Origin of the sequence: Pseudomonas frederiksbergensis (genome assembly GCF_900105495.1) — a bacterium.
Lineage (GTDB): Bacteria > Pseudomonadota > Gammaproteobacteria > Pseudomonadales > Pseudomonadaceae > Aquipseudomonas > Aquipseudomonas frederiksbergensis.
In genome coordinates, this window is record NZ_FNTF01000002.1 from 3,852,227 (window position 1) to 3,875,824 (window position 23,598).

Consider the following 23,598-nt stretch of genomic DNA (forward strand, 5'->3'; position numbering starts at 1 on the left):
CTCACAAGGGTTGGCAGACGGTCGTTATGGATAGCCTGGGTTTTGGCAAAGTACTGCTGGTGGAAGACGACGAGAAGCTCGCCGGGCTGATCGCGCATTTCCTGTCGCAACATGGTTTTGAAGTCCGGCAGGTGCACCGCGGCGACCTCGCATTGGCCGCGTTCCTCGAATTCAAACCGAAAGTCGTCGTGCTCGACCTGATGCTGCCGGGCCAGAGCGGCCTGCACGTGTGCCGCGAGATCCGTAGCGTGTCCGACACGCCGATCGTCATTCTTACCGCCAAGGAAGACGACCTTGACCACATCCTCGGCCTGGAGTCCGGTGCCGATGACTACGTGATCAAACCGATCAAGCCGCCGGTTCTGCTCGCCCGGTTACGCGCCTTGCAACGCCGCCAGATGCCGGACAGCGGCGTGTGCAGCGCTCTGGAATTCGGCCATCTGAGTATCGACCGCAGCTGCCGGGTAGTGCGGCTGGCGGGAGAGGGCATCGAACTCACCACCATGGAGTTCGAACTGCTGTGGTTGCTGGCCAGCGCTGCCGGAAAAATCCTGTCCCGTGACGATATTCTCAACCGCATGCGCGGCATCGCTTTCGACGGCCTGAACCGCAGCGTTGACGTCTACATCAGCAAACTACGGGGCAAGCTCAAGGACAACCCTCGAGAGCCGCTGTGTATCAAGACCGTATGGGGCAAGGGTTATCTGTTCAATCCGTTTGCGTGGGAGCGGTGAATGCTGCGGTTATTTTTGGGGCTGTTTCTGGTGATGACGGTTGGCCTGGTCCTGGGGCTGCAAACGGTCGATCGCGCGTTCAATGCGCTGCTCGACGGTCAGATGCAGAGCTACAACCGCGAGGCGGTGCGGGGCCAGGCCTGGTCGCTGGCCGAGCAGTTGCGCGGCCTGGACGGGGCGGCCCGGGAGCGACAACTGGACGCGGTGCGCCCCCACTACGGCTTGGGCCTGACCCTGGTCGAGACCGACCAATTGTCCCTGAGCGATCAGGAGAAAGCCGAGTTGGCCCAGGGCCTGCTGGTGATTCGTGAAAAGTACACGCAATTCATCTCGCGCATTGACGACGGTTCGCAACTGCTCAGCATCATGCTGCCGGCTGAGCCGAGTCTGATGTCGTTCTACATTGCCGCGGCCTATCTGATGATCGCGGTGATGATCGGGTTCGTGTTGTTATTCTGGGTGCGCCCGCACTGGCGCGATCTGGAAAAGCTGCGTCTGGCGGCCGAGCGTTTTGGCGATAACGACCTGTCATCGCGGATCCAGCTGTCCAAGCGCTCGAACATCCGCGACCTGTCCGAACATTTCAACCTGATGGCGGCGCGCATCGAAAGCCTGATTGCCAATCAGCGCGAGCTGACCAACGCGGTGTCCCATGAATTGCGCACGCCGATTGCCCGACTGTCTTTCGAGCTGGACCAGCTCAAGCAACAACCCGATCCGACCCAGAACCGTGAACTGATTGCCGACATGTACGCCGACCTCGGCGAGCTCGAAGAGATGGTGTCCGAACTGCTCACCTATGCCAGCCTCGAGCGCGGCGCCACGGTGATCACTCGGGAAAACATTCAGGCCAGCAGCTGGCTCGACAGTGTGCTCGGCAGCGTCGCGCTGGAAGCTGAAGCCGCTGGTGTGCAATTGCTGATTGTCGAGTGCCAGGTCGATGAGGTCCGCATCGAGCCGCGCTTCATGGCCCGGGCGGTGATCAACCTGTTGCGCAATGCCATTCGTTATGCCGATGGGCGGGTGGAGGTGTCATTGGTTCGCACCGGTGATCACTACGAAGTGCGGGTCAACGACGACGGGCCAGGCGTGCCGATGGACGGGCGGGAGAAAATCTTCGAGCCGTTCTCGCGCCTGGACGCCAGCCGCGACCGCCGCACCGGTGGCTTCGGCCTGGGCCTGGCGTTGGTGCGGCGGGTGTCGCAATCCCATGGCGGGCAAGTGGAAGTGGCGGATTCGCCGTGGGGCGGGGCGTCGTTTCGCATGACCTGGGCGCACCAGGATTAATTGCGCCGCTCTTGCGGACCCCTTCGCGGGCAAGCCCGCTCCCACAGGGGAATGCATTCCAAATGTGGGAGCGGGCTTGCCCGCGAAGAGGCCATCTGCAACACCGCATCGTCAAAAGGTGTACGCAACCTGGCCAGCCAACGATGTCTGCATCCGCTGCTCAACAATCGGACTGTCCGCCGCATCGTTCGCCAGATACTGCACCGCCAGCACCGTCGAAACACGCCACTGCCCATTGACGGGTAATGTCCAGGTCACATCCGCGCCGCGACTCACCAGCCCGCCATGTGTGTCATAAGCCCTGAACTGACTGCGCGACGCTTGGGCATCGCTGACGCCGTACCAGGTGCGCACGTAATGACTGTCACCAAACTGGCTGTTGAGGCTGCCGACGACCTTGCCATGCTCACCTTCATAAAATGGTGCGCTGATGCTCAGTTTCAACCGGTTCCACGCCGAGCCGGTGTCATGATCGTCGTCGTCCTTTTCCAAGGCATGCTCAAAGCTCGCACCGAGGATAATCGGCCCCATGTGGTAAGTCCCGTCGAGCCCCAGCGCCGGGCGTGACTTGATCGAGCCCATGCCGTTGAGCTCATCCGAACCTTTGAACCCGGTCTTGCGATCCTTGCGCACATCACTGGCGCCGATGTACACGCTGAGGCCGAAATCTTCCTCGTCGAACGCCCAGCCCAGACCCTTTTCAGTGTCCAGGAAGAATCCGTAAGGGCTGAGGATTTCAGCGCCCAACAGCGGCGCCACCACACGTTCGTCACTGCCGCTGTAACGGGGCACGCTGGCGGCCCCGGCCCGCAAGGTGTAGCGCCAGTCTTCAGCTTGCAAAGAGTCAACGGGAATGAGCAGGCACAGCGAAGTCAACGACAGGGATAGCGAGCGAAACATGGGAGCACCCGAGGAAATTTGGATGCGCCCATGCTAGGCGGCTGCCGGGCGGCAATCTTTGACAGCTTTGTCGGGAAACTGTCAAAGACTGTGAACCGGTTTAGCGGTTCAAACCCAGGCGCTCATGCCATTCGGCGATGGATTCTTCGGGAAAAATATCGAACTGTTTGTCGCCAGGCTGCACCTGTGCCTCGACCCAAGGCGCCTTTGAACCGAGCATCAAGTGGGTGTGCTCCGGTGGCACCGGCAGCGGGGTGTCGATGGCAGAGGCAAACGGGTGAATCAGCTCTGGCCACTCGGGGCTGAATATCCATAAGCCCGAGCCGCAGGTCGTGCAGAAATGTCGCTCCAGGCTGCTGCGGTGGGCGCGCTTCTGGCCTTCATCCTTGAGCCGCGCACGGTAAATCGCAACGTGTTTGCGCCCTCGCACTTTCAGGCTATTGGCATCACCGGCAATATTGATCGCGTAGCCGCCACCGCCCTGAGTCTTGCGACAGATCGAGCAATAGCAACGCTGATACGGGTAGGGGTGGGCGCTGGTCAAACTGAACGACACCGCGCCGCAATGGCAGGAACCTTCGAGCTGCATGGGAACCTCCGTCAAATCTGCAACGTTCCCAAGACAGCCTAGACCCTCAGCGCCCCTCGACCGGTACGAGAATCGCGTCGCCGGTCGCCACCAGTTTCAGCTGATCGCCGGTTTGCGCGAACAACTCGGCGCGGGCGAACACTTGTTTCTTGCCGGCCTTTACCACCCGCCCCTGAGCGATGAACACTTCGCCGATGGCGGGTGCCAGGCAGTTCACTGAGAAATGTGAGGCCAGCACATTGCCGGCGACCGTTCCGGCTGCGAATCCGCAGGCGGTGTCGAGCAGCGCGCCGATCAGTCCGGCGTGCAGGAAGCCTGCGTACTGCGCCATATCGCTCTCGCGAAAAGCCATCGTGAGCTCGGCTTCGCCGCTCTCGGCGCGAGTGACTTCGAAACCGGCCCAGCGATTGAAGGCTGAGGTTGAGTTGATCTGTTTGAGTGCGTTGAGCATGGCGAATCCCTCCGGTTGAGGGATCAACATGCGCCGGGTTTGAGGAGAAGTCATGGCGGATAAGGGAGGGTGATGGGTAGTTGGATTTGTGGTGAATGGTCCGGCCTCTTCGCGAGCAAGCCCGCTCCCACATTGAAATGCATTCCCCTTGTGGGAGCGGGCTTGCTCGCGAAGAACGATAACGCGGTCTACTTGCCGGTCATCCGCCACAAATACCAGGAAGCCACCGTCCGATAAGGGCTCCACGCCAACCCGATCTCAATCATCTGCTTGCGCGTCGGCTGCACCTCCAGCCCCTTGAGCCGGCGATATCCCTCCCGCACTCCAAAGTCATCGGCGGGCAAAATATCCGGCCGCTCCAGGCTGTAGATCAGCAACATCTCAACCGTCCAGCGCCCAACCCCGCGCAAGGTAATCAATCGCTCGATCAGCGCTTCATCCGCCATCGCCATTGCCTCAGCGTAATCTGGCACCACACCGTCCAGCGCCGCTTGGGCAATGCCCTGAATGGTTGCGATCTTGCTGGCGGAAAAGCCGCAACTGCGCAGTTGATCGAACCCGGTCGCGATAATCTGCTCAGGCCTCGGGAACACACCCGTCCCAAACAACGCGATCAATCGACCGACAATCGCATCCCCGGCCTTCGCATGCAGCTGCTGATAGGCAATCGCCCGCACCAGCGACTCATAAGGATCGCGTGCCGCATGGGGCTGGTGCAGGCAAGGGCCGATGGCGGCAATGTGGCGGCGCCAGTCGTCATCGATGGACGATAGAAACTCGGTGGCGGGCAGGTAGGCGTCGGGCATGGGTCAGGCTTTCCCGGACGGCGCCAACAGGGCGTTCACTTCGCCATAGGTGAAGGCCTTCAGCTCACGGCTGTCGAGTGTCCCCGTTTCCAGAAAGCTCTTGGCCAGTGCACTCATGGCGCCATACAGAAACTCGGCGATGCGTGACCCCGCGCTCAAACGGCGTACGCCGAGGGCCTTCAGCTCGTCAGGCGAAGGCAAGCCGGGGAGCCCGAGCACGTTCAACGGCAACCGAGTGCCCTGGCACAGCGCGGCGATTTCGTACTCAGCCGTGACGCCAGCCGCGAACAAACCATCGGCACCGGCCGCCTGATACAACGCGGCGCGCTTGAGCGTCTCGGCCACGCGATCTTCGGCGGGCACCAGGCTCTTGAGGTACACATCGGTTCGGGCGTTGATGAATAGCTTCACGCCGCGACGTTCGGCAACCTGCCGAGCGATTTCGATCTTGCGCATCAACAGCTCGGGCGGGGAAGCGCCGTCCTCGATGTTGATCCCGACGGCCCCGGCGGCAATTACCGCCCCAATGACTTCGGCCACCCGTGTCAGGTCATCGGAATAACCGGCCTCGATGTCCACGGTCAACGGCACCGAGATCACCCGGGCGATGGACTCGACGGTCGATACCAGGCGCTCGAGGGGCAGGGCGTTGCCGTCCGGATAACCGTGAGCCCAGGCGACTGCCGCGCTGCTGGTGGCGACGGCTTTACAGCCCAGTTGCTCCACGATGCGCGCCCCGGTGGCATCGGCGACATTGGTGAGGATCAGCAAGCCGTCGTGGTGCAGTTGGTGAAATGACGTGTCCATCGAATGTCCTTCCTTATGACTTTTTGAGAAACCTGCAAATGATCAGAATGCGAGCTGTTGCGTGATCTGCACCGCTGCTTTTTCCAGCCTGAGCAGGAACGCCTTGCGCGGTTGTCCTCCACCATAGCCGGTCAGCGAGCCGTCAGCGCCGATCACCCGGTGACAGGGCACGACAATCGAGAGACGGTTATGCCCGTTGGCCACGCCCACGGCGCGACTGGCGCCGGGTTTGCCCAATAGCGCCGCAATGGCGCCGTAGGTGCTGGTCTGGCCGTACGGGATCTTCGCCAGTTCGGCCCAGACCTGTCGGGCGAAATCGCTGCCAGGCAAGTGTAGTGGAACGTTGAAGTCAGTCAGTTTGCCGGCGAAATACTCGGTCAGTTCGGCTTCAATCTGCTGCAAATGCGCGTTATGTCCTGGCGCAACCGCGTAGCCGTACCGATTCTGCAGTTCTTCCACTTCCTTGGTCAGCGCTGGTCGGTCAAGAAACTCCAGCAGCACCAGCCCGCGTCGTTCGGCCATGGCGATCATCGGCCCCAGCGGTGTGGTCAGGCGCGTGAACAGCAGTGGTTCGCTGTTGCCGGCGCGGCCGGGCGTGATGTTGAAGGACTTTTGAAACGCATCGCGAAACCCGCTCAGGGACTCATAGCCCGAACCGAACGCGGCATTGTCGATGGAGTCGCCCTGTTTGATTCCGCCCAACGCCATGCCGAGGCGTCGGGTGCGCAGCCAGGCGTGAAAGGTCATGCCGAAATGCTGCTTGAACCAGCGGCGCAGCTTCAGTGGTTCGATGCCCTCGGCCAACAGTTGGGCATCGGTCCAGCGCTGCTCGGGGTCGGCATCCACCGATTTGAGCAACTGCTGCACCCAATCCGGTGCAATGGCCGCCGCGTCCAGTGGTTTGCAACGCAGACAGGCGCGGTAGCCGGCCGACATGCACTCATCGGCATGGGCGAAGAACTCGACGTTCTCCGGTTTCGGCTTGCGCGCCGTGCAACTGGGGCGACAGAAGATGCCGGTGGTTTTGACCGCGGTAAAGAACACCCCCTCATAGGCGGTGTCTCGTTCGAGCATGGCACGAACCATCTCGGCGTGGGGCGGAAGCAAAGTGTTTTGTAGGTTCATGGGCTGAGCATAAGCCGCGTCGCCCAGCGCCTCCACCGGAAAATCGACAGAGAATTCCAGCCGTCGTTTCGCACCCGCTGAACAGTCCAGGTGCAGTGTGTTTTCCGAGTCCCGTAAAGAACCAATTCAAGCTATAGCAACTTCTCCAGGCCGATCATGCTGGTGAACCATGAGTTGAAGTGTCGCCACCAACTCCCCGGTTCCTTGGTCAATGTGCGCTGTTTGCCGTCATCTTCGGTGACCCAGACGATCTGACCCTTTTCCAGCCGGACCTGATAGCTGAGCGCTGGCGCCATACCTTCCAGCGCCAGTGCGCGAACCCGACTGGCGAGCTCCGGATTGTCCACCAACACCCCGACTTCGGTGTTCCACAGTAATGAGCGCGAGTCGAAATTGAACGATCCGATGAAGGCTTTCTGCTGGTCGAAAATCATTGTCTTGCTGTGCAGGCTGGAGTCGGAGCTATTGGATGATGACCCCTTGTTGAACGGGCGCGGCCCACTGCCACCGTTGCCATTGCCGTCGGGCTGACGGCGCAATTCGAACAGCTGCACGCCATGCTCCAGCAAGGTTTTGCGATAAGGCGCGTAACCACCGTGCGTCGCCGGTACATCCGTGGCTTCCAGTGAGTTGGTCAGCAAGCTGATCGACACGCCGGCATCGGCGCGATCCGTCAGGTACACCAGCCCCGGTTGGCCGGGCACGATGTAGGCCGAGACCATGATCAGTTCCTTGCTGACGCCATTCAGCTCGGGCGCCAACTGGGTGGCCAGCAACAGGTGCGGGTCAGGCTCGCCCTTGGACAGCACCTTGCTCGGTGCGTCCCACAGCGCCTGGTTCCATGCCCAGACCAGCTCCCGGCGCCAGACGTTCAGACGCGGGTGAGTGGTGTAGGTCTTCAACTGCTGGTACAGCGCGTGATTCTCTTTGCGCGTTTGCTCCAGAGACTCGTTCAGCCGGGTCCGGGTGTTTTCCAGGTCTCGGGCTGTCGGTTTACTCGAGATGAATTGATCGATCGGCTTGCTCAGGGCGCTGTTCCAGTACTGGTCGAAGCTATGCCCCAACTGTTCGGCGACCGGGCCGATGCCGAGCAAATCGATGTCGGTGAAATTGCGGTTAGGCTCGGCATCGAAATACTCGTCCCCCAGGTTGCGCCCGCCAACGATGGCCGCGCTGTTGTCCGCTACCCACAGTTTGTTGTGCATGCGCCGGTGTTGCTGCGACAGGTTGAGCAACCGGCCCATCGTCCGTGTCACGACGGTGCTGCGGCCCAGGTGCAGCGGATTGAACACGCGGATTTGAATCTTCGGATGGACGGCGAGGGTCGCGATGATCCAGTCCAGATCATCGCTGGTGGTGTCGTCGAGCAGAATCCGCACCCGTACTCCGCGGTCGGCGGCGTCGAGCAGTTCGCTCACCAGTACCCGTGTGCTGATGCCGTCGTGGACGATGTAGTACTGCAAATCCAGGCTGCTTTGGGCGTTGCGAATTAGCTCGGCGCGGGCGGTGAAAGCTTCGGCGCTGTCGGAGAGCAAGCGAAAGCCCGATCGGCCCTGATGGGGGACTGCCTGCGCCTGAATCGAACGGCCGAACGCCGAATGGATTGCCGGCAGGGCCTGACTGGGTTCGCGAGGGACATTAATGGTCGTACAGCCACCAAACAGCGAGGCGAGTAACAGAAAAGCAAGCAGGGGCTGTCTGATTCTCACGGAGCGTATTCCGGGTGGTAGCGGTTAGCATATGGACGCCGGACGCCGAAGAAAGGTCAGTCGGTATGCGCCAGTGGTTTTATCGCTGCCGCACCGGCTTTGCGCACCGCTTCTTCAATCTGCGGGGTTGTTTTGGCAGCGTAGTTCATCCGCAGGCAATTGCAGCACAGGGTCAACCGAGGGGCGTTTTGTTCAATACAGCCCTCAGGTGGCTCTTTACCTTGGGGCCTTGTTCAACTGAATTGAAGAAGGTCTGTGATGAGTCTGATTATCTCGATGGCGGCATTTGCCCTGGTGGCCTCGATAACGCCAGGGCCAGTGAACATCGTGGCGTTGAGTTGCGGCGCGCAGTTTGGTTTTCGCGCCAGTCAACGGCATGTCGCCGGGGCGACGCTGGGTTTCGTCGTGTTGTTGGTGTTGATGGGGTTAGGGCTGCACGAAGTGTTGCAGCGCTGGCCAGCGTTGACGCAGGGGGTGCAATGGGCGGGCGTGGCGTTCCTGTTGTACATGGCCTTCAAGTTGGCTGCCGACAAGGGAGATCTGGATGCGAAGGAATCGGGCCGGACACCCTCGATGCTGTATGGCGCCGCCATGCAATGGCTCAACCCGAAAGCCTGGCTGGCCTGTGTGGCCGGTATGGGCGCTTTTGTGGCAGATGGCGAGGCGCGGCTGGTCTGGCAGTTTGCGGCGGTGTATCTGGTGATTTGCTACCTGTCCGTCGGCTGTTGGGTCTACGCCGGGACGTTTTTGCGCGGGTATTTGAGCAACGCCAAAGGCATGCGGTTGTTTAACCGAAGCATGGCGTTGCTCTTGGTGGTATGCGCGGGATATTTGATCCGGGCTTAAGCGTTGCCCTTTGGGGGTGACGGCTGATGTCAACTCCGGTATTGCCCCGGCGTCGCCGCCAGATGCTGTTTAAAAACCCGTTGAAAGTGCGCCTGATCGGCAAACCCTGCTTCAAGTGCCACATCGGCAATCAATTTACCGCGACGCAACCGCTCCCGGGCGAACTGGATTCGCTGGTTGAGTACAAACGCGTGGGGCGTCATGCCGTAATGCTGCTTGAACGCGCGGATGAGGTAGGAAGGCGACAACTGAGCCGCCGCGCAAATATCTTCGAGCTTGAGCAATTGCGTGAAGTTGTCGCGGATGTACTCGGCGGCCCGCTCCAGTTTGAAATTGGGCTCGCGCAGAGGCTGATCACCGGGGTTGAGGCGCTGCTGTACATCGGTGAAAAACTCCACCGCGGCGCTGTGCTTGCGCAGGATGTCGTGCTGATCATCGACCAGCACGTCGTACAAACCCTTGAGCCCGGCAAACAGATCGGCGTCGTCCACGTGAGTGATGGAAAACCGGCGGAACGCCAAGTCCGGGCTGAAACCGAGCTGATGCTGCAAATCGGTCAGCCAGGGTGTCTCGACGTACAGCATCAGGTACGACCACGGTTGGTCATCGAGGGGATTGCAGGCGTGGACATCACCGGGATTCATCAGCACCACGGTGCCGGCACTGACCTGACATTCCGATTGTTCATGGAGATAGGTACTGCACCCGGCCGTGATTGCACCAATGGAAAAGTGCTCGTGAGAATGCCGGGTGTAGCAGACCTCGCGGCCGTCGGCGATGGAACGGGCTTCGATGAAGGGCAGGGCGTCGTCGCGCCAGAAGCGCGGGGCTTTGTCGGCATCTTTGGCAACGGCGGGCTTCATGGTCAGCGTCCTCGGCAGGTCAGCGCGAAGTGTATTAGCTCTCGCCGTCAAAGGCTCGTTGCAGTGCAGCGATATCGAGTTTTTTCATCTGCAACAGTGCCGTCATGGCGCGTTGGGATTTTGCCGTGTCGGGGTCTTTCATCATGTCCGTCAGGGCCACCGGAACGATCTGCCACGACACGCCGAATTTATCCTTGAGCCAGCCGCATTGCTGAGCCTCAACGGGCCCGCCCGCGGACAGACGCCCCCAGAAGTGGTCGACTTCTTCCTGAGTATGGCAATTGACCTGGAATGAAACCGCTTCATTGAACTTGAACAGGGGGCCGCCGTTGAGGCCGGTAAAACTCTGTCCGTCCAGTTCGAAACTAACCGTCATCACCGAGCCTTCGGGCCTGCCATGTATCTCCTGACCGGCCTTACCGTAGTGGGTAATGGCACTGATTTTCGAATGATCGAAGATCGCACAGTAGAACTTCGCGGCCTCCTCGGCTTGATCGTCGAACCACAGGCAGGGCGTGAGTTTTTGAACGCGGTGCATGGCGCAGCTCCTCTTCGGATTACTCAGGCTGGACTTTCAGCGTAGTCAGCCTCGGGTGGTCTGGCCGTACCGTAGATCGACAAGTTGAAAGAGTTTGCTTTGGCGACGGAATCAACAATGTCGGGATGACCCGATAGCCGCTAGACTTGCCGACCTGATTGCCGCAAGGAAGCTCTGCGCCATGGTTGCCTCTCGTTTACTGGCTGTTTCCTGTCTGCTGGCTGCCGGTGCTGTAAGCGCCGGGCCGGTGACGTATCACCTCACGGATCCCGCGAAGAAATACGTCATTGACGTGCTGTTCGCTCAGCCGCCCACCCAGACTTTCGACGGCGCCCCTGCGCTGATCACCTTGCGCAAAAGGGCCGGCGGGCAGGTGCTGCAGCGTATCGAGTCAGCCGAAGCGTTCGCCCTGTTCAAGCCAGGCCGCAAAGCTTCGGAGTTCGACCGCAACCTGGCGTATGCCGATCAAAGTCTGCTGTTGTTCGGCGATTTCAATTTCGACGGCCAACAAGATCTTGCCGTACGCAATGGCAATGATGCGGGCTATGGCGGTCCTTCCTATGACATCTACCTGTTCGATCCCCAGAGCCGGACGCTGCTGTTGAGTCCATCCTTTTCCGCTCTGACCCGTGACGAACACCTTGGCATGTTCGAGATCGACCCGGTTACCAAAAGCCTGCACACCCAGTCCAAAAGCGGTTGCTGCTGGCACCAGAGCGCGACCTGGCAAATACAGGACAACCGTCCTGTAAAGGTGGCCGAGAAAACACAGGTGGAGCAAAAACCCTCCGAAGCCAACCCGTTCATGCCTAATGGCTATGTGGACGTCACCGATCGTGAACTGAAGTCCGGCCAGTGGACTGAGCGTCGTCGCCTCGAAGGGCCCATCGGTGAAGCGCCTGTCATGTTGCGCGGCACCCTCGATGACAAGATCCCCGTTGAACTGTGGTGGCAACGTCAGGGGGATGTCTACGTCGGGGAAGTCCGCTACAGCAAGACGGGCAGCGGCAAACCGATCCGGCTGGTGGGCAATACCTACGAAGATGGTGGAATCGTTCTGCGTGAACTGGGCGACGACGGTCAGATGATCGGCAACTGGTTCGTCGAAGGCACGCCGAACGAGCAGGGCAGCCAGACCGGCACGTGGATCAACGGCTCGCGGCAATTAAGCATCAATTTGAGACCGACTGCGTTCAAGGTTGCTGCGCAAAAACTCGAGCCGGTTGCAGACAGTCAGCGAGAAGGGCGCTACCTCGTGAGCAATGTCCAGGATCAGCGCGTCGGCGAATTGACCGTCAAAGTATTGCCGGCAATCGACAACGGCCCGGAGATGGCGGACGTCACCCTGAGCATTTTTCAACTCAAGGATCCGCCCGTCGAAATCCGTCATCAGTACCCGTTGCTCGCCGGCAATCTTGTTATTGCACTGAACCCCGAGGGCGACCCGCTGTTTCGCCTGCAATTGCTGAACGGCGCCGCAGAAGTGACCGGTTTTGGTGAGTATCAGAAGTACAGCGCGGCTTATGTGAAACAACCTTGATGTCGTCGGGTTACCTCGGTCTTCTTTGTGTGACCGGTGGTCGATGAACCCGTCTCGCCCGGTAATTTGCGCTTAGCTGAAAGGATAACGCTGCTCCTGCAAAGGGCGTAACGGCGCAGCCCCGAGAGAGCCCGTTCAGAACACCGTGAATCTGAGGAAATTCGCAATGCTGACCCTCAACATCAATGGCAAGGACCAGGCGCTGGATGTCCCCGCAGACATGCCGCTGCTGTGGGTACTGCGCGATGTCGCGCACCTGACCGGCACCAAATTCGGTTGCGGCATGGCCCAGTGCGGCGCTTGCACCGTGCACGTCGACGGCGCGCCGCTGCGCTCCTGCGTCACCCCCGCCACAGCTGTGGCCCATGGGCAAAAAATCCTCACCATCGAAGGCCTGTCCAGCGACGGTTCGCACCCGGTGCAGCAAGCCTGGGCCGAACTCGATGTGGTGCAATGCGGCTACTGCCAGTCAGGGCAGATCATGTCGGCCGCCGCGTTGCTGGCGAAAATTCCCAAACCCACCGACAGCGACATCGATCAGGCGCTCTCCGGCAACATCTGCCGCTGCGGCACCTACCCAAGGATCCGTGCAGCGGTCAAACGCGCCGCAGAAATCGGTTGATGCCACGTCGAAGGGAGTCCGAACAATGAACAGCCTCAATCCTCTGTCACGCCGCGGTTTCCTCAAGGGCAGCGCGGTGCTGGGCGGTGGTCTGGTGGTGGCGTTTGTTATCCCCGGTGGCCATCGCTTTGCGATCGGCGCGGAGAATCAGGGTAATGTTTTTGCGCCCAATGCGTTTCTACGGATCGGCAATGACAACAGCGTCACCATACTGCTCGGCCATTCGGAAATGGGCCAGGGCATCTGGACCGGCCTGACCATGTTGATCGCCGAAGAACTGGACGCCGACTGGTCGAAGATCCGCGTCGTACATGCACCCGCTTCGGCCGCCGAATATGGTCTGGCTGGGTTTGGCGGTATGCAGATCACCGGTGGTTCGACCTCGACCTGGATGGAGTTCGACCGCTACCGGCAGGCCGGAGCCGCAGCGCGTTTGATGTTGATTGAGGCGGCGGCCAAACGCTTCAACGTCGCACCCTCCGCGATTCGCACCGAATCGGGTGTGGTGATTGCCGGCGACCAACGCGCCACCTACGGCGAACTGGCCGATGACGCCGGCAAGCTGCCGGTGCCGGATCCGGCGTCGATCAAGCTCAAGGAGCCCAAGGACTGGAAAATCATCGGCAAACCGACCAAGCGCCTGGACACCCCGGAGAAAATCACCGGCCGCGCCAAGTTCGGCATGGACGTGCAGTTCGACGGGCTGATGACCGCCATGGTCGCGCGCTCGCCGGTGTTCGGTGGCACTGTCAAATCCTTCGAAGGCGCCGAAGCGCTGTCGATTCCGGGCGTACACAAAGTGGTGCAGGTGCCCACCGGGGCGGCGGTGATTGCCGATCATTACTGGGCGGCGAAGCTGGGGCGCGATGCATTGAAGGTCGATTGGGACCTGGGGCCGAACACCGGGCTCGACAGTCAAACGCTGCTGGACAGCTTCCGCAAACTCGCCGCCACCCCTGGCGCTTCGGCCAGTCAGGCGGGGGATGTTGCGGCGGGTCTGGGTAAAGCGGCGAAGACCATCGATGTCGAATACAGCGTGCCGTACCTGGCCCACGCGCCGATGGAGCCGCTCAACTGCACAGTAAAAATCAGCAAAGACAAATGCGAAATCTGGACCGGCACCCAGTTCCAGACCCTGGATCAAATGGTCGCCGGGAAAATCACCGGGCTCAAACCCGAGCAGGTGGAGATTCACACCGAGTTCCTCGGCGGCGGATTCGGTCGCCGGGCCAATCCGACCTCGGACTTTGTCGCTGAAGCCGTGGAAGTTGCCAAGGCTGCGGGCGCACCGGTGAAAACCGTCTGGTCCCGGGAGGATGACATTCGCGGCGGCTACTACCGCTCCGCGTTCCTCCATCAGGCGCGCGTCGGGCTCGATGCGGGCGGCCTGCCGATCGCCTGGAAGCATGTGATGGTCGGGCAGTCGATCATGGCGGGCACCTCGTTCGAGGCGACGATGGTCAAGAATGGCATCGACAAGACCTCTGTCGAAGGGGTTGCCGACAGTCCGTACCTTGAGGGATTGGCGAATCACCAGGTTGAACTGCATTCGCCGCAAACCGGCATCCGCGTGCTCTGGCTGCGCTCGGTGGGGCACACCCACACCGCGTTCGTGATGGAGTCGCTGATCGACGAACTGGCAGAAGCGGCCGGCAAGGACCCGGTGGAGTACCGGCGAACCTTGCTCAAGGACCATCCGCGGCATCTTGGCGTGCTGAACCTGGCCGTCGAGAAAGCCAACTGGAAGGCGCCACTGCCGGCCGGCCATGCATTGGGTGTTGCGGTGCATGAGTCGTTCGGCAGCTACGTCGCCCAGGTGGCCGAGGTGTCCCAGGACAACCTGGCGATCCGTGTGCATCGGGTGGTGTGTGCGGTGGATTGCGGCATTGCGGTCAACCCGATGAGCATCGCGGCGCAAATGGAATCGGCCATCACCTTCGGCCTCGGGTTTACCTTGCACAGCAAGTTGACCTTCAAGAACGGGCAAGTGGTGCAATCCAATTACCACGACTATCAAGTGCTGCGGCTCAACGAAATGCCGGTGGTGGAGGTGCATATCGTGCCCAGCAGCGACAAACCCGGTGGCATCGGTGAGGCCGGTGTGCCGCCCACGGCGCCGGCAGTGGCCAACGCGGTGTTCGCCCTGACCGGCCAGCGCTTGCGGGAATTGCCGTTGCAGCTGTCGGGGGTGTGAGATGAGACGACATCTGATGCTTGGCGCAGTGGTGTTGATCGGCCTGGTCGGCTACGCCGAGGACTTGTTCGCTGACAATAAGGAAGCGATCAAGGCGTTCGATACCGTGCAACAGGTCTTCCAGAGCCCGCGCTGTCAGAATTGCCATATCCCCGGCGATTCGCCATTGCAGTTTGACGCCGGGATCCCTCACGCCATGAACGTCGTGCGGGGCATGGACGGCAAGGGCGCGGCGGGTTTGCCCTGCGCGACCTGTCACGCCGAGCGCAATCCGCCGGCCAGTTACGGCGCAAACGCACCGCCAGGGGCGCCGCACTGGAGCTTGCCGCCAGCCGCGCACAAAATGGCCTGGATCGGTCTGCCAACCGATAAATTGTGCGCAATGATCAAGGACCGTTCGAGCAACGGTGACCGCGATTTCGCTGCGCTGATCAAACATGTCAGCGAAGACAAACTGGTGCTCTGGGGCTGGAATCCAGGATATGGAAGGGCGCCGGTACCGGTGCCGCACGACATTTTCGTCACCCAGTTCAAGCTTTGGGCTGATGCAGGAGGGCCATGTCCGGTCGCGGGTAGCTGACCGGCGGTCCGTTAACAGGGAGTCAAAGCGGGTATGGACGACTCTAAGAAATATACCCGCCAATGGAGTGAGTAATGCTGATCCCAGGCAAACCGGTAAAACCAGGCGCGTGCGCCGACCCGTTGCGCACGCCATTGCAGGAGCGCGAGCTGCTGCGTGACTTGGCCCGCAAGGCCGAGGAGGAGTTGATGGGCGTGCAGATGGCGAGCATGGACGAGTTGACGCTGCTCTCCAACCGACACGGTTTTACAGCGCTGGCCCAACAAGGGCTGGATGTCTGTCACCAGCTGAAAAAGCCGGCAACGCTGCTGCTTTTCAATATCGATGACTTCAAGCACATCAATTATCTCTATGGTCGTGCCGAGGGCGACAAAGCCCTGAAAACCTTCGCTGATGTGCTGCGCATTGCCTTTCGCGAGAGCGATGTAATCGGCCGGCTGGGCAGCGACAAATTCGTCGCGTTACTGACCGGATCAAGCGTTGTGGAGATTCCCGCGATCAGGGCACGACTCGAAGAAATACTCGAAGAGCGTAATGCCACAGAGCATCGCGGTTGCGACATCCACTTCAGTGTCGATCAGATCGAGTTTCATCCTGCGCTCCACGAGACAGCCGAAGGCTTATTGGCTGCGATCAACGAGCAAATCGACAGCGACCCGTTCGGCCACCCGGAGCAGTGAACCGTCATTTCTGAACCGGCCGATCATCTGTAAACCGATGGGCATCGATCCTTCTGCGCGAACCAGCGGGATATTCACCTGCGGCCAGCCGAACGCCCCCCAGAACTTGATGAAATCCGATGGGCCGGTGCTTTCCAGACCCAGGGGCGCAACCATCCCGCAGCAAGGGCCGAGCATCGCGTCGTAGGGCTGGCAGCGTTCATTCAGGCGCGGTGCAAGCGCCGCCAATCGGGCCTTGGCAGCGGACTCCTGTTCCCAGGTGGTCGCCGCCGCTCGGTCGAACATTGCCAAGATCGAAGGGCTTAGCAGTGCGCGGTGTTCCTGAAACTCCTTCGCCAGAGAACGGGCGCCTTCGCAGTCGTTGATCAACAGGTGATCGTCGAATACCCCGGCAAACTCATCCGGTAGTTGCACGTAGTCGACCTGATGGCCGGCACTGCGCAAGTGGTCCACCGCCTGTTCCAGGGCGTTGGCCACCTCGGGGTCGACCTGATCCCAGCGCGCTGTGCGATAGAAGCCCAATTGCAGAGGGCGTGGTTCAACCTCCGGCATTGTAAAACCTGGAATCAATACCCGCGCCACCAAGTGCAGATCCCGCACCGAGCGACCGTACCAGCCTACGGTGTCGAAGCTCGGTGCCAGCGGTTTTACACCTTCCAGCGATACCAGTCCAAACGACGGTTTGAACGCGAACAGACCGCAATAGGACGCCGGTTTCAGCAGTGAGCCGGCCGTCTGGGTACCCAGCGCCACCGCAAAGAAATCCGCTGCCATCCCGGCCGCCGAACCGGCGCTGGAGCTGCCCGGCGTGCGGTCCGGGTCATGGGGGTTGCGGGTCGGGCCGGTGTGCATGTACGCAAATTCAGTGGTGTGGGTCTTGCCCATGATCAGCGCGCCGGCCTGGCGGAGCAGGGTCACCACATGGGCATCCCGGGCAGGTTGATGACCGGCATAGATGGGTGAGTTGAATTGCGTCGGATGATCGGCACTGTCGAAGACATCCTTCACCCCCACCGGAACGCCGGCCAGCAAGCCACGATTGGTGTGCGACGCAGCATCGGTGCGTACTTTTCGGGCATCGAACGAGACGAAGGCCTGAATCTCCGGCTCCAGTGCCTGAATGCGCTCCAGGACCGTTTCGGCGACGGCGGCGGCGGTGGTCTCACCCTTGATCACGGACTGACTGAGGGTCGTGGCATCCGGGACGGGGCGGATCATTTGGCGAACAACTGAGTGATGTCCTTGAACGCCTTGAACTCCAGCGCATTGCCGCAAGGATCGAAGAGAAACATCGTCGCTTGCTCACCCACCAATCCCTGGAAGCGAATGCCCGGTTCGATGACGAACCGGGTGTCGAGGGCTTTCAATCGCTCGGCCAACGCCTCCCATTCGTTCATCCCCAACACCACGCCGAAATGCGGCACCGGTACGTCATGACCATCGACAGCATTGGTGTGCGCGGCTTCTTGCGAGGCATTTTTCGGCGCCAGGTGAATCACCAGTTGATGGCCGAAAAAATTGAAATCGACCCAATGATCGCTTGATCGACCTTCTTCCAGGCCAAACACGTTGCCGTAGAAATTACGTGCGGCAGTCAGGTCATGGACCGGGATGGCCAAGTGAAAAGGGGAAAGTTGCATCGGATGTGCCTCGACTGTCTGGATTCGAACTGATTTTAGTCCTGTGCTTTTTGATTAAAAGACGATAATTTTTGCCGCGAGCTCAAATTATTTCGATCAATCGGGAGCAATCATGCTGCGCGAACTGAAAACTTTCATTGCCGTCACACGCTATGGCACGTTCGCGGCGGCCGGAATGCACATCGGCCTGACGCAGTCGGCGGTCAGCGCGCAGATGCGCAATCTGGAGCAGGCGTTGGGCATTCGCTTGTTCGATCGCACCGGGCGTCAGGCGCTGCTCAATGCAGCGGGGCAACGCGCGTTGCCGATGGCGCGAGAGATCCTTGAGACCTTCAGCCGCATGGCGGTCAGCGATGATGTCAGCGAGTATCGTGGCGAACTGAAAATCGGTGCGGTAGCCACGGCCCAGACCGGACTGCTGCCCCAGGCGTTGCTGCGACTGAGGCAGCAGGCGCCGTTGCTGGAGCCGAAACTGGTGCCCGGCGTGTCGCTGAACCTGCTGAGCCAGGTGGACACCGGTGAGGTGGATCTGGCGATCCTGATCAAGCCGCCGTTCGAGTTGCCCAAGGAGCTGTCAGCGCAGATCATCCGCAAGGAACCGTTTGTATTGATCGTGCCGGCGGACCTTGAAGGCGATGAGCCGTTGCAGATCCTCGCGAGCCATCCGCATGTGCGTTACGACCGCAATTCGTTCGGTGGAAGACTGGTAACCCGGTTTTTGCGCGAGCAGCAGATTGATGTGCAAGTGGCTTTGGAATTGGATGAGCTGGAAGCCATCGTGAAGATGGTTGAATGTGGATTAGGGGTGTCGCTGCTACCCGAGGCCGGGCTCTGGCTTGAGCATGGGGCGAAGGTGCGGATCATCCCGTTGGGCGCGTTGACGTTCTACCGGGAAATGGTCCTGTTGCAGCGCTATAGCCAGCGCACACAGCCGATCCAGCAGCTATTTGCCAGTTGCCTGACACCGAGTGATGGTTAAACACAAATCCCCTGTGGGAGTGAGCCTGCTCGCGATAGCGGACTGACATTCAAAATTGATGTCGACTGACACTCCGCTATCGCGAGCAGGCTCACTCCCACAGGGGTTCTGCATCAGGCCGCAAATCGCAGGTATAAAAAAACCCGCCTGAAGAGGCGGGTTTTTTAAGGGGCTGACCGAAGATTATTCTTCGAGGCTACCCATGGCCGTGGTGTTGAAACCACCGTCCACGTACATGATTTCGCCGCTGATGCCGGACGCCAGGTCCGAGCACAGGAAGGCGCCGGCATTGCCGACTTCGTCGATGGTGACGTTACGACGCAGCGGAGTTTGCGCTTCGTTGGCGGCCAGCATCTTACGGAAGTTCTTGATGCCGGAAGCAGCGAGGGTGCGGATCGGGCCAGCCGAGACGCAGTTGACGCGAGTGCCGTCCGGGCCCAGGGAGCCAGCCAGGTAACGAACGCCAGCTTCCAGGGAAGCCTTGGCCATGCCCATCACGTTGTAGTTCGGCATGGTGCGCTCGGCGCCCAGGTACGACAGGGTCAACAGGCTGCCATTGCGGCCTTTCATCATTTCGCGGCCAGCTTTGGCCAGGGCCACGAAGCTGTAGGCGCTGATGTCGTGAGCGATGCGGAAACCTTCACGGGTGGTGGCTTCGGTGAAGTCGCCATCCAGTTGGTCGCCCGGGGCGAAGCCGACGGAGTGCACGATGCAGTCCAGGCCGTCCCACTTCTTGCCCAGCTCAACGAAGACCTTGGCGATTTCTTCATCGCTGGCCACGTCGCACGGGAAGCACAGATCAGGGTTGGAGCCCCAGCTTTGTGCGAACTCTTCGACACGACCCTTGAGTTTGTCGTTCTGATAAGTGAAGGCAAGCTCAGCGCCCTCGCGATGCATGGCGGCAGCGATGCCGGATGCGATGGACAGCTTGCTGGCGACACCGACGATCAGTACGCGCTTACCGGCGAGAAAACCCATGTGTTGCTCCTCTCTTTCAGGTTATTGCGCAGTGGCCGGGGCCAGGAAAGCGGCTTCCAGCAACTGCTGTGTATACGGATGTTTGGGGGACGCAAAAATACTTTGCGCGTCTCCCTGTTCGACCACTTGGCCTTGCTTGACCACCATCAGCTGGTGGCTCAGCGCTTTGACGACAGCCAGGTCATGGCTGATAAACAGATACGTCAGGTTGTACTTGGTTTGCAGTGAACGCAAAAGCTCCACCACTTGGCGTTGCACTGTCCGGTCGAGGGCCGATGTCGGCTCGTCCAGCAGAATCAACGCCGGTTTTAGCACTAATGCCCGGGCAATGGCGATTCTCTGCCGTTGCCCGCCGGAAAATTCGTGGGGGTAGCGGTGCCGGGTTTCCGGATCCAGGCCTACCTCCTTGAGTGCCGCAATAATCGCCAGTTCCTGTTCCGCCTCGGTGCCCATCTTGTGGATCCGCAGGCCTTCGCCAACGATCTGGCTCACGCACATCCGTGGGCTCAGGCTGCCGAACGGGTCCTGAAACACCACCTGCATCTGTCGACGCAGCGGTCGAACCTGTTGCTGCGTCAGGCAGTCTAGCTGCTTGCCTTCAAAACGGATCGCGCCTTGGCTGCCGATCAGCCGCAAAATCGCCAAACCCAGTGTCGACTTGCCCGAGCCGCTTTCTCCCACAATCCCCAGGGTCTGGCCCTGAGGCAGGCTGAAATTGATGCCGTCCACCGCTTTGATGTGGTCGACGGTCTTTTTCAGAAAGCCTTTCTTGATCGGGAACCAGACTTTCAGGTCCTCGACCTGCAGCAACGGCGGGCCAACCACATTGGTTGCCGGCTTGCCGCTGGGCTCCGCTGCCAGCAGTTCCCGAGTGTACGGATGCTGTGGTGCGCGGAACAACTCTTCGCACGATGCCTGTTCGACGATGCAACCGCGCTGCATGACACATACGCGATGCGCAATTCTTCGTACAAGGTTCAAATCGTGACTGATCAGTAGCAGCGCCATGCCCAACCGGGCCTGTAGTTCCTTGAGCAATTCAAGGATTTTCAGCTGGACGGTGACGTCCAGCGCGGTGGTCGGCTCGTCGGCGATCAGCAGTTCCGGCTCGTTGGCCAGGGCCATGGCAATCATCACCCGCTGACGCTGGCCACCGGACAGTTCGTGGGGCAGGGCCTTGAGACGCTTCTCGGGCTCCGGGATGCCGACCATTTCCAGCAGCTCCAGCGTGCGCTTGGTCGCGACTTTGCCGACCAGGCCTTTGTGGATGCCCAACACTTCGTTGATCTGCTTCTCGATCGAGTGCAGCGGATTGAGCGAAGTCATCGGCTCCTGGAAGATCATCGCAATCCGGTTGCCGCGGATGTGGCGGATGGTTTTCTCTTTCAGGTCCAGCAGGTTCTGGTCGGCGTAGGTGATGGTCCCGGACGGATGCCGGGCCAGCGGGTAGGGCAGCAGCCGCAGGATGGAATGGGCGGTCACCGATTTGCCGGAGCCACTTTCGCCCACCAGCGCCAGGGTTTCGCCGCGCTTGATATCGAAGCTGACGCCTTCGACCACCCGTTGAACGCGCTCGCCAACGACGAATTCGACGGCCAGGTCGCGCACTTCGATCAGATTGTCCTGATTCATTTCACTTCCTCGGGTCGAAGGCATCGCGAGCAGACTCGCCGATGAACACCAGCAAACTCAACATCAACGCCAACACGGCAAACGCACTCATGCCAAGCCACGGCGCTTGCAGGTTCGATTTGCCCTGGGCCACCAGCTCACCGAGGGACGGCGCGCCAGGCGGCAGACCGAAGCCCAGAAAGTCCAGAGCGGTCAGGGTGCCGATGGCGCCGGTCAGGATGAACGGCATAAAGGTCATGGTCGAGACCATGGCGTTGGGCAAAATGTGGCGGAACATGATCGCACCATTCTGCATGCCCAACGCCCGCGCGGCGCGCACGTATTCCAGATTACGTCCTCGCAGGAATTCGGCGCGGACCACGTCCACCAGACTCATCCACGAGAACAGCAGCATGATCCCCAGCAGCCACCAGAAGTTCGGCTGGACGAAGCTGGCAAGAATGATCAGTAGATACAACACCGGCAGCCCAGACCAGATCTCCAGAAAACGCTGCCCGGCCAAATCCACCCAGCCGCCGTAAAAGCCCTGCAAGGCCCCGGCGATCACGCCGATGATCGAGCTGAGAATGGTCAGTGTCAGGGCGAACAGCACCGAAATCCGGAAGCCGTAAATCACCCGGGCCAGCACATCGCGCCCCTGATCGTCGGTGCCCAGCAGGTTGTCGGCGGAAGGCGGCGCCGGGGCCGGGACTTTCAAGTCGTAGTTGATGCTTTGATAGCTGTAGGGAATCGGCGCCCACAGCACCCAGGCGTCCTTGGCCTTGAGCAATTCGCGGATGTACGGGCTCTTGTAGTTGGCTTCCAGCGGGAATTCGCCGCCGAAGGTGGTTTCCGGGTAACGCTTGAGCGCCGGGAAATACCAGCCATTGTCGTAGTGCACCACCAAGGGTTTGTCGTTGGCGATCAACTCGGCGCCGAGGCTCAGCCCGAACAGCAGCAGGAACAGCCACAACGACCACCAGCCACGCTTGTTGGCCTTGAAAAGTTCGAAACGTCGGCGATTGAGAGGGGACAGGTTCATCTCAATGCTCCCGGCTTTCGAAGTCGATGCGCGGATCGACAAAGGTGTAGGTGAGGTCACCGATGAGTTTCACCACCAATCCCAACAGGGTGAAGATGAACAGCGTGCCAAAGACCACCGGGTAATCGCGGTTGATCGCCGCCTCGAAACTCATCAGCCCGAGGCCGTCGAGGGAGAAGATCACTTCCACCAGCAACGAACCGGTGAAGAAAATCCCGATAAACGCCGACGGGAACCCGGCGATGACCAACAGCATGGCGTTGCGGAACACGTGGCCGTAGAGCACGCGGTGATTGGTCAGGCCCTTGGCCTTGGCGGTGACCACGTACTGCTTGTTGATCTCGTCGAGGAAGCTGTTTTTGGTCAGCAGGGTCATGGTCGCGAAGTTGCCGATCACCAGCGCCGTCACTGGCAATGCCAGGTGCCAGAAGTAATCGAGGACCTTGCCGCCCATGCTCAATTCATCGAAGTTGTTGGAGGTCAGCCCTCTGAGCGGGAACCAGTCGAAATAGCTGCCGCCGGCAAAGACAACGATCAGCAGGATGGCGAACAGGAACGCCGGTATCGCGTAACCGACGATGATCGCCGAACTGGTCCAGACGTCGAAATGGCTGCCGTGCCGCGTCGCCTTGGCGATCCCCAGCGGGATCGACACCAGGTACATGATCAGCGTGCTCCACAACCCGAGGGAGATCGACACCGGCAACTTTTCCTTGATCAGGTCAATAACCTTGGCGTCGCGGAAGAAGCTGTCGCCGAAATCCAGGGTGGCGTAGTTCTTGATCATGATCCACAAGCGTTCCGGCGCCGATTTGTCGAAGCCGTACATGTGCTCGATTTCCTTGACCAGCGCCGGGTCCAGGCCTTGCGCCCCACGATAGGCCGAGCCGGCCACCGAGACTTCGGCACCGCCGCCAGCGATGCGGCTGGTGGCGCCTTCGAAGCCTTCGAGCTTGGCGATCATCTGCTCCACTGGCCCGCCGGGGGCGGCCTGGATGATCACGAAGTTGATCAGCAAAATGCCGAGCAAGGTCGGGATGATCAGCAGCAGTCGCCGAAAAATATACGCCAGCATCT

The 23,598-nt window shown here is 60.4% G+C and carries 24 protein-coding genes; 9 read left to right on the forward strand and 15 right to left on the reverse strand.

The genetic code is table 11. From position 1 onward, the window contains the following. The first annotated feature begins 26 nt into the window (after nucleotides 1-26). Entirely contained in the window at nucleotides 27-734 is a 708-nt protein-coding gene (locus tag BLW70_RS18270; protein ID WP_074876242.1) for a winged helix-turn-helix domain-containing protein, read from the forward strand. Continuing rightward, on the forward strand, nucleotides 735-2,021 hold the full coding sequence (locus BLW70_RS18275) for an ATP-binding protein (RefSeq protein WP_074876244.1): 1,287 nt from the start codon (nucleotides 735-737) through the stop codon (nucleotides 2,019-2,021). It begins immediately after the preceding gene. A gap of 111 nt (nucleotides 2,022-2,132) precedes the next feature. Here the strand turns inward: BLW70_RS18275 and BLW70_RS18280 are convergent, their stop codons facing one another. The 7 genes from BLW70_RS18280 to BLW70_RS18310 form a co-directional block, all read right to left on the reverse strand. After that, nucleotides 2,133-2,921 carry a MipA/OmpV family protein gene (locus BLW70_RS18280; RefSeq protein ID WP_074876246.1) on the reverse strand — a complete coding sequence of 263 codons (789 nt, stop codon included), beginning with the start codon at nucleotides 2,919-2,921 and terminating at the stop codon, nucleotides 2,133-2,135. A 100-nt stretch (nucleotides 2,922-3,021) separates the two neighbouring features. Then, nucleotides 3,022-3,510: a GFA family protein gene (locus tag BLW70_RS18285; protein ID WP_074876248.1), complete on the reverse strand. Its 489-nt coding sequence runs from the start codon at nucleotides 3,508-3,510 to the stop codon at nucleotides 3,022-3,024. Nucleotides 3,511-3,556: 46 nt separating this feature from the next. Further along, nucleotides 3,557-3,961, reverse strand: a complete 405-nt coding sequence (locus BLW70_RS18290) for a PaaI family thioesterase (protein WP_074876250.1) — start codon at nucleotides 3,959-3,961, stop codon at nucleotides 3,557-3,559. A gap of 188 nt (nucleotides 3,962-4,149) precedes the next feature. After that, a complete protein-coding gene (locus tag BLW70_RS18295; protein WP_074876252.1) occupies nucleotides 4,150-4,767 on the reverse strand; it encodes a DNA-3-methyladenine glycosylase family protein in 618 nt (205 codons plus the stop codon). Nucleotides 4,768-4,770: 3 nt separating this feature from the next. After that, on the reverse strand, nucleotides 4,771-5,574 hold the full coding sequence (locus BLW70_RS18300) for an isocitrate lyase/PEP mutase family protein (protein WP_074876254.1): 804 nt from the start codon (nucleotides 5,572-5,574) through the stop codon (nucleotides 4,771-4,773). 42 nt (nucleotides 5,575-5,616) lie between these two features. Then, nucleotides 5,617-6,699 (reverse strand): bifunctional transcriptional activator/DNA repair enzyme AdaA, encoded by a 1,083-nt coding sequence (locus BLW70_RS18305; protein ID WP_074880666.1) that lies wholly within the window; start codon nucleotides 6,697-6,699, stop codon nucleotides 5,617-5,619. A gap of 131 nt (nucleotides 6,700-6,830) precedes the next feature. Next, nucleotides 6,831-8,408 carry a phospholipase D family protein gene (locus BLW70_RS18310; protein WP_074876256.1) on the reverse strand — a complete coding sequence of 526 codons (1,578 nt, stop codon included), beginning with the start codon at nucleotides 8,406-8,408 and terminating at the stop codon, nucleotides 6,831-6,833. A 258-nt stretch (nucleotides 8,409-8,666) separates the two neighbouring features. On the opposite strand from BLW70_RS18310, the gene BLW70_RS18315 reads away from it, so the two are divergent. Further along, entirely contained in the window at nucleotides 8,667-9,254 is a 588-nt protein-coding gene (locus BLW70_RS18315; RefSeq protein ID WP_074876258.1) for a LysE family translocator, read from the forward strand. 29 nt (nucleotides 9,255-9,283) lie between these two features. Here BLW70_RS18315 and BLW70_RS18320 read toward each other — a convergent pair whose 3' ends face one another. Together BLW70_RS18320 and BLW70_RS18325 are read right to left on the reverse strand one after the other, a co-directional pair. After that, on the reverse strand, nucleotides 9,284-10,117 hold the full coding sequence (locus BLW70_RS18320; protein ID WP_074876260.1) for a helix-turn-helix transcriptional regulator: 834 nt from the start codon (nucleotides 10,115-10,117) through the stop codon (nucleotides 9,284-9,286). Between the two features lie 34 nt (nucleotides 10,118-10,151). Next, on the reverse strand, nucleotides 10,152-10,655 hold the full coding sequence (locus BLW70_RS18325) for a VOC family protein (protein WP_074876262.1): 504 nt from the start codon (nucleotides 10,653-10,655) through the stop codon (nucleotides 10,152-10,154). 181 nt (nucleotides 10,656-10,836) lie between these two features. Between BLW70_RS18325 and BLW70_RS18330 the strand changes: the two genes are divergently transcribed. The 5 genes from BLW70_RS18330 (at nucleotide 10,837) to BLW70_RS18350 (ending at nucleotide 16,271) form a co-directional block, all read left to right on the forward strand. Further along, nucleotides 10,837-12,195 (forward strand): XAC2610-related protein, encoded by a 1,359-nt coding sequence (locus BLW70_RS18330; RefSeq protein WP_074876264.1) that lies wholly within the window; start codon nucleotides 10,837-10,839, stop codon nucleotides 12,193-12,195. A gap of 166 nt (nucleotides 12,196-12,361) precedes the next feature. Further along, a complete protein-coding gene (locus tag BLW70_RS18335; protein WP_074876266.1) occupies nucleotides 12,362-12,817 on the forward strand; it encodes a (2Fe-2S)-binding protein in 456 nt (151 codons plus the stop codon). A 25-nt stretch (nucleotides 12,818-12,842) separates the two neighbouring features. Then, entirely contained in the window at nucleotides 12,843-15,011 is a 2,169-nt protein-coding gene (locus tag BLW70_RS18340) for a xanthine dehydrogenase family protein molybdopterin-binding subunit (RefSeq protein WP_074876268.1), read from the forward strand. 1 nt (nucleotide 15,012) lies between these two features. Continuing rightward, complete coding sequence (locus tag BLW70_RS18345; protein ID WP_074876270.1) at nucleotides 15,013-15,591, forward strand: hypothetical protein; 579 nt, start codon at nucleotides 15,013-15,015, stop codon at nucleotides 15,589-15,591. A 74-nt stretch (nucleotides 15,592-15,665) separates the two neighbouring features. Continuing rightward, nucleotides 15,666-16,271, forward strand: coding sequence for a GGDEF domain-containing protein (locus BLW70_RS18350; protein ID WP_074876272.1), 606 nt, complete (start codon nucleotides 15,666-15,668; stop codon nucleotides 16,269-16,271). Here the strand turns inward: BLW70_RS18350 and BLW70_RS18355 are convergent. Beyond that, complete coding sequence (locus BLW70_RS18355; RefSeq protein ID WP_074876274.1) at nucleotides 16,212-17,489, reverse strand: amidase; 1,278 nt, start codon at nucleotides 17,487-17,489, stop codon at nucleotides 16,212-16,214. The genes BLW70_RS18350 and BLW70_RS18355 overlap by 60 nt on opposite strands. Further along, nucleotides 17,486-17,911 carry a VOC family protein gene (locus BLW70_RS18360; protein WP_074876276.1) on the reverse strand — a complete coding sequence of 142 codons (426 nt, stop codon included), beginning with the start codon at nucleotides 17,909-17,911 and terminating at the stop codon, nucleotides 17,486-17,488. Before BLW70_RS18360 ends, BLW70_RS18355 begins: the two co-directional genes overlap by 4 nt. A 112-nt stretch (nucleotides 17,912-18,023) precedes the next feature. Between BLW70_RS18360 and BLW70_RS18365 the strand changes: the two genes are divergently transcribed. Next, nucleotides 18,024-18,890, forward strand: a complete 867-nt coding sequence (locus BLW70_RS18365; protein ID WP_074876278.1) for a LysR family transcriptional regulator — start codon at nucleotides 18,024-18,026, stop codon at nucleotides 18,888-18,890. A gap of 183 nt (nucleotides 18,891-19,073) precedes the next feature. On the opposite strand, the gene fabI is transcribed toward BLW70_RS18365, so the two are convergent. The 4 genes from fabI to BLW70_RS18385 are packed head-to-tail and all read right to left on the reverse strand — an operon-like array spanning nucleotide 19,074 to nucleotide 23,596. Further along, complete coding sequence (gene fabI / locus BLW70_RS18370; protein WP_008152082.1) at nucleotides 19,074-19,868, reverse strand: enoyl-ACP reductase FabI; 795 nt, start codon at nucleotides 19,866-19,868, stop codon at nucleotides 19,074-19,076. A 21-nt stretch (nucleotides 19,869-19,889) separates the two neighbouring features. After that, nucleotides 19,890-21,500 (reverse strand): ABC transporter ATP-binding protein, encoded by a 1,611-nt coding sequence (locus BLW70_RS18375; protein ID WP_074876280.1) that lies wholly within the window; start codon nucleotides 21,498-21,500, stop codon nucleotides 19,890-19,892. A 1-nt stretch (nucleotide 21,501) separates the two neighbouring features. Continuing rightward, nucleotides 21,502-22,521: an ABC transporter permease gene (locus tag BLW70_RS18380; RefSeq protein ID WP_074876282.1), complete on the reverse strand. Its 1,020-nt coding sequence runs from the start codon at nucleotides 22,519-22,521 to the stop codon at nucleotides 21,502-21,504. A gap of 1 nt (nucleotide 22,522) precedes the next feature. After that, the gene (locus BLW70_RS18385) at nucleotides 22,523-23,596 is read right to left on the reverse strand and encodes a microcin C ABC transporter permease YejB (protein WP_074876283.1); all 1,074 of its coding nucleotides are present in this window, start codon (nucleotides 23,594-23,596) and stop codon (nucleotides 22,523-22,525) included. Nucleotides 23,597-23,598 lie beyond the last annotated feature (2 nt).

Coding starts and splice junctions, on each gene's coding strand:
- BLW70_RS18330 (WP_074876264.1), top strand. CDS start 10,837: ATGGTTGCCTCTCGTTTACTGGCTGTTTCCTGTCTGCTGGCTGCCGGT.
- BLW70_RS18380 (WP_074876282.1), bottom strand. CDS start 22,521: ATGAACCTGTCCCCTCTCAATCGCCGACGTTTCGAACTTTTCAAGGCC.
- BLW70_RS18355 (WP_074876274.1), bottom strand. CDS start 17,489: ATGATCCGCCCCGTCCCGGATGCCACGACCCTCAGTCAGTCCGTGATC.
- BLW70_RS18290 (WP_074876250.1), bottom strand. CDS start 3,961: ATGCTCAACGCACTCAAACAGATCAACTCAACCTCAGCCTTCAATCGC.
- fabI (WP_008152082.1), bottom strand. CDS start 19,868: ATGGGTTTTCTCGCCGGTAAGCGCGTACTGATCGTCGGTGTCGCCAGC.
- BLW70_RS18285 (WP_074876248.1), bottom strand. CDS start 3,510: ATGCAGCTCGAAGGTTCCTGCCATTGCGGCGCGGTGTCGTTCAGTTTG.
- BLW70_RS18305 (WP_074880666.1), bottom strand. CDS start 6,699: ATGAACCTACAAAACACTTTGCTTCCGCCCCACGCCGAGATGGTTCGT.
- BLW70_RS18295 (WP_074876252.1), bottom strand. CDS start 4,767: ATGCCCGACGCCTACCTGCCCGCCACCGAGTTTCTATCGTCCATCGAT.
- BLW70_RS18340 (WP_074876268.1), top strand. CDS start 12,843: ATGAACAGCCTCAATCCTCTGTCACGCCGCGGTTTCCTCAAGGGCAGC.
- BLW70_RS18275 (WP_074876244.1), top strand. CDS start 735: ATGCTGCGGTTATTTTTGGGGCTGTTTCTGGTGATGACGGTTGGCCTG.
- BLW70_RS18270 (WP_074876242.1), top strand. CDS start 27: ATGGATAGCCTGGGTTTTGGCAAAGTACTGCTGGTGGAAGACGACGAG.
- BLW70_RS18375 (WP_074876280.1), bottom strand. CDS start 21,500: ATGAATCAGGACAATCTGATCGAAGTGCGCGACCTGGCCGTCGAATTC.
- BLW70_RS18280 (WP_074876246.1), bottom strand. CDS start 2,921: ATGTTTCGCTCGCTATCCCTGTCGTTGACTTCGCTGTGCCTGCTCATT.
- BLW70_RS18365 (WP_074876278.1), top strand. CDS start 18,024: ATGCTGCGCGAACTGAAAACTTTCATTGCCGTCACACGCTATGGCACG.
- BLW70_RS18300 (WP_074876254.1), bottom strand. CDS start 5,574: ATGGACACGTCATTTCACCAACTGCACCACGACGGCTTGCTGATCCTC.
- BLW70_RS18320 (WP_074876260.1), bottom strand. CDS start 10,117: ATGAAGCCCGCCGTTGCCAAAGATGCCGACAAAGCCCCGCGCTTCTGG.
- BLW70_RS18345 (WP_074876270.1), top strand. CDS start 15,013: ATGAGACGACATCTGATGCTTGGCGCAGTGGTGTTGATCGGCCTGGTC.
- BLW70_RS18335 (WP_074876266.1), top strand. CDS start 12,362: ATGCTGACCCTCAACATCAATGGCAAGGACCAGGCGCTGGATGTCCCC.
- BLW70_RS18325 (WP_074876262.1), bottom strand. CDS start 10,655: ATGCACCGCGTTCAAAAACTCACGCCCTGCCTGTGGTTCGACGATCAA.
- BLW70_RS18360 (WP_074876276.1), bottom strand. CDS start 17,911: ATGCAACTTTCCCCTTTTCACTTGGCCATCCCGGTCCATGACCTGACT.
- BLW70_RS18385 (WP_074876283.1), bottom strand. CDS start 23,596: ATGCTGGCGTATATTTTTCGGCGACTGCTGCTGATCATCCCGACCTTG.
- BLW70_RS18350 (WP_074876272.1), top strand. CDS start 15,666: ATGCTGATCCCAGGCAAACCGGTAAAACCAGGCGCGTGCGCCGACCCG.
- BLW70_RS18315 (WP_074876258.1), top strand. CDS start 8,667: ATGAGTCTGATTATCTCGATGGCGGCATTTGCCCTGGTGGCCTCGATA.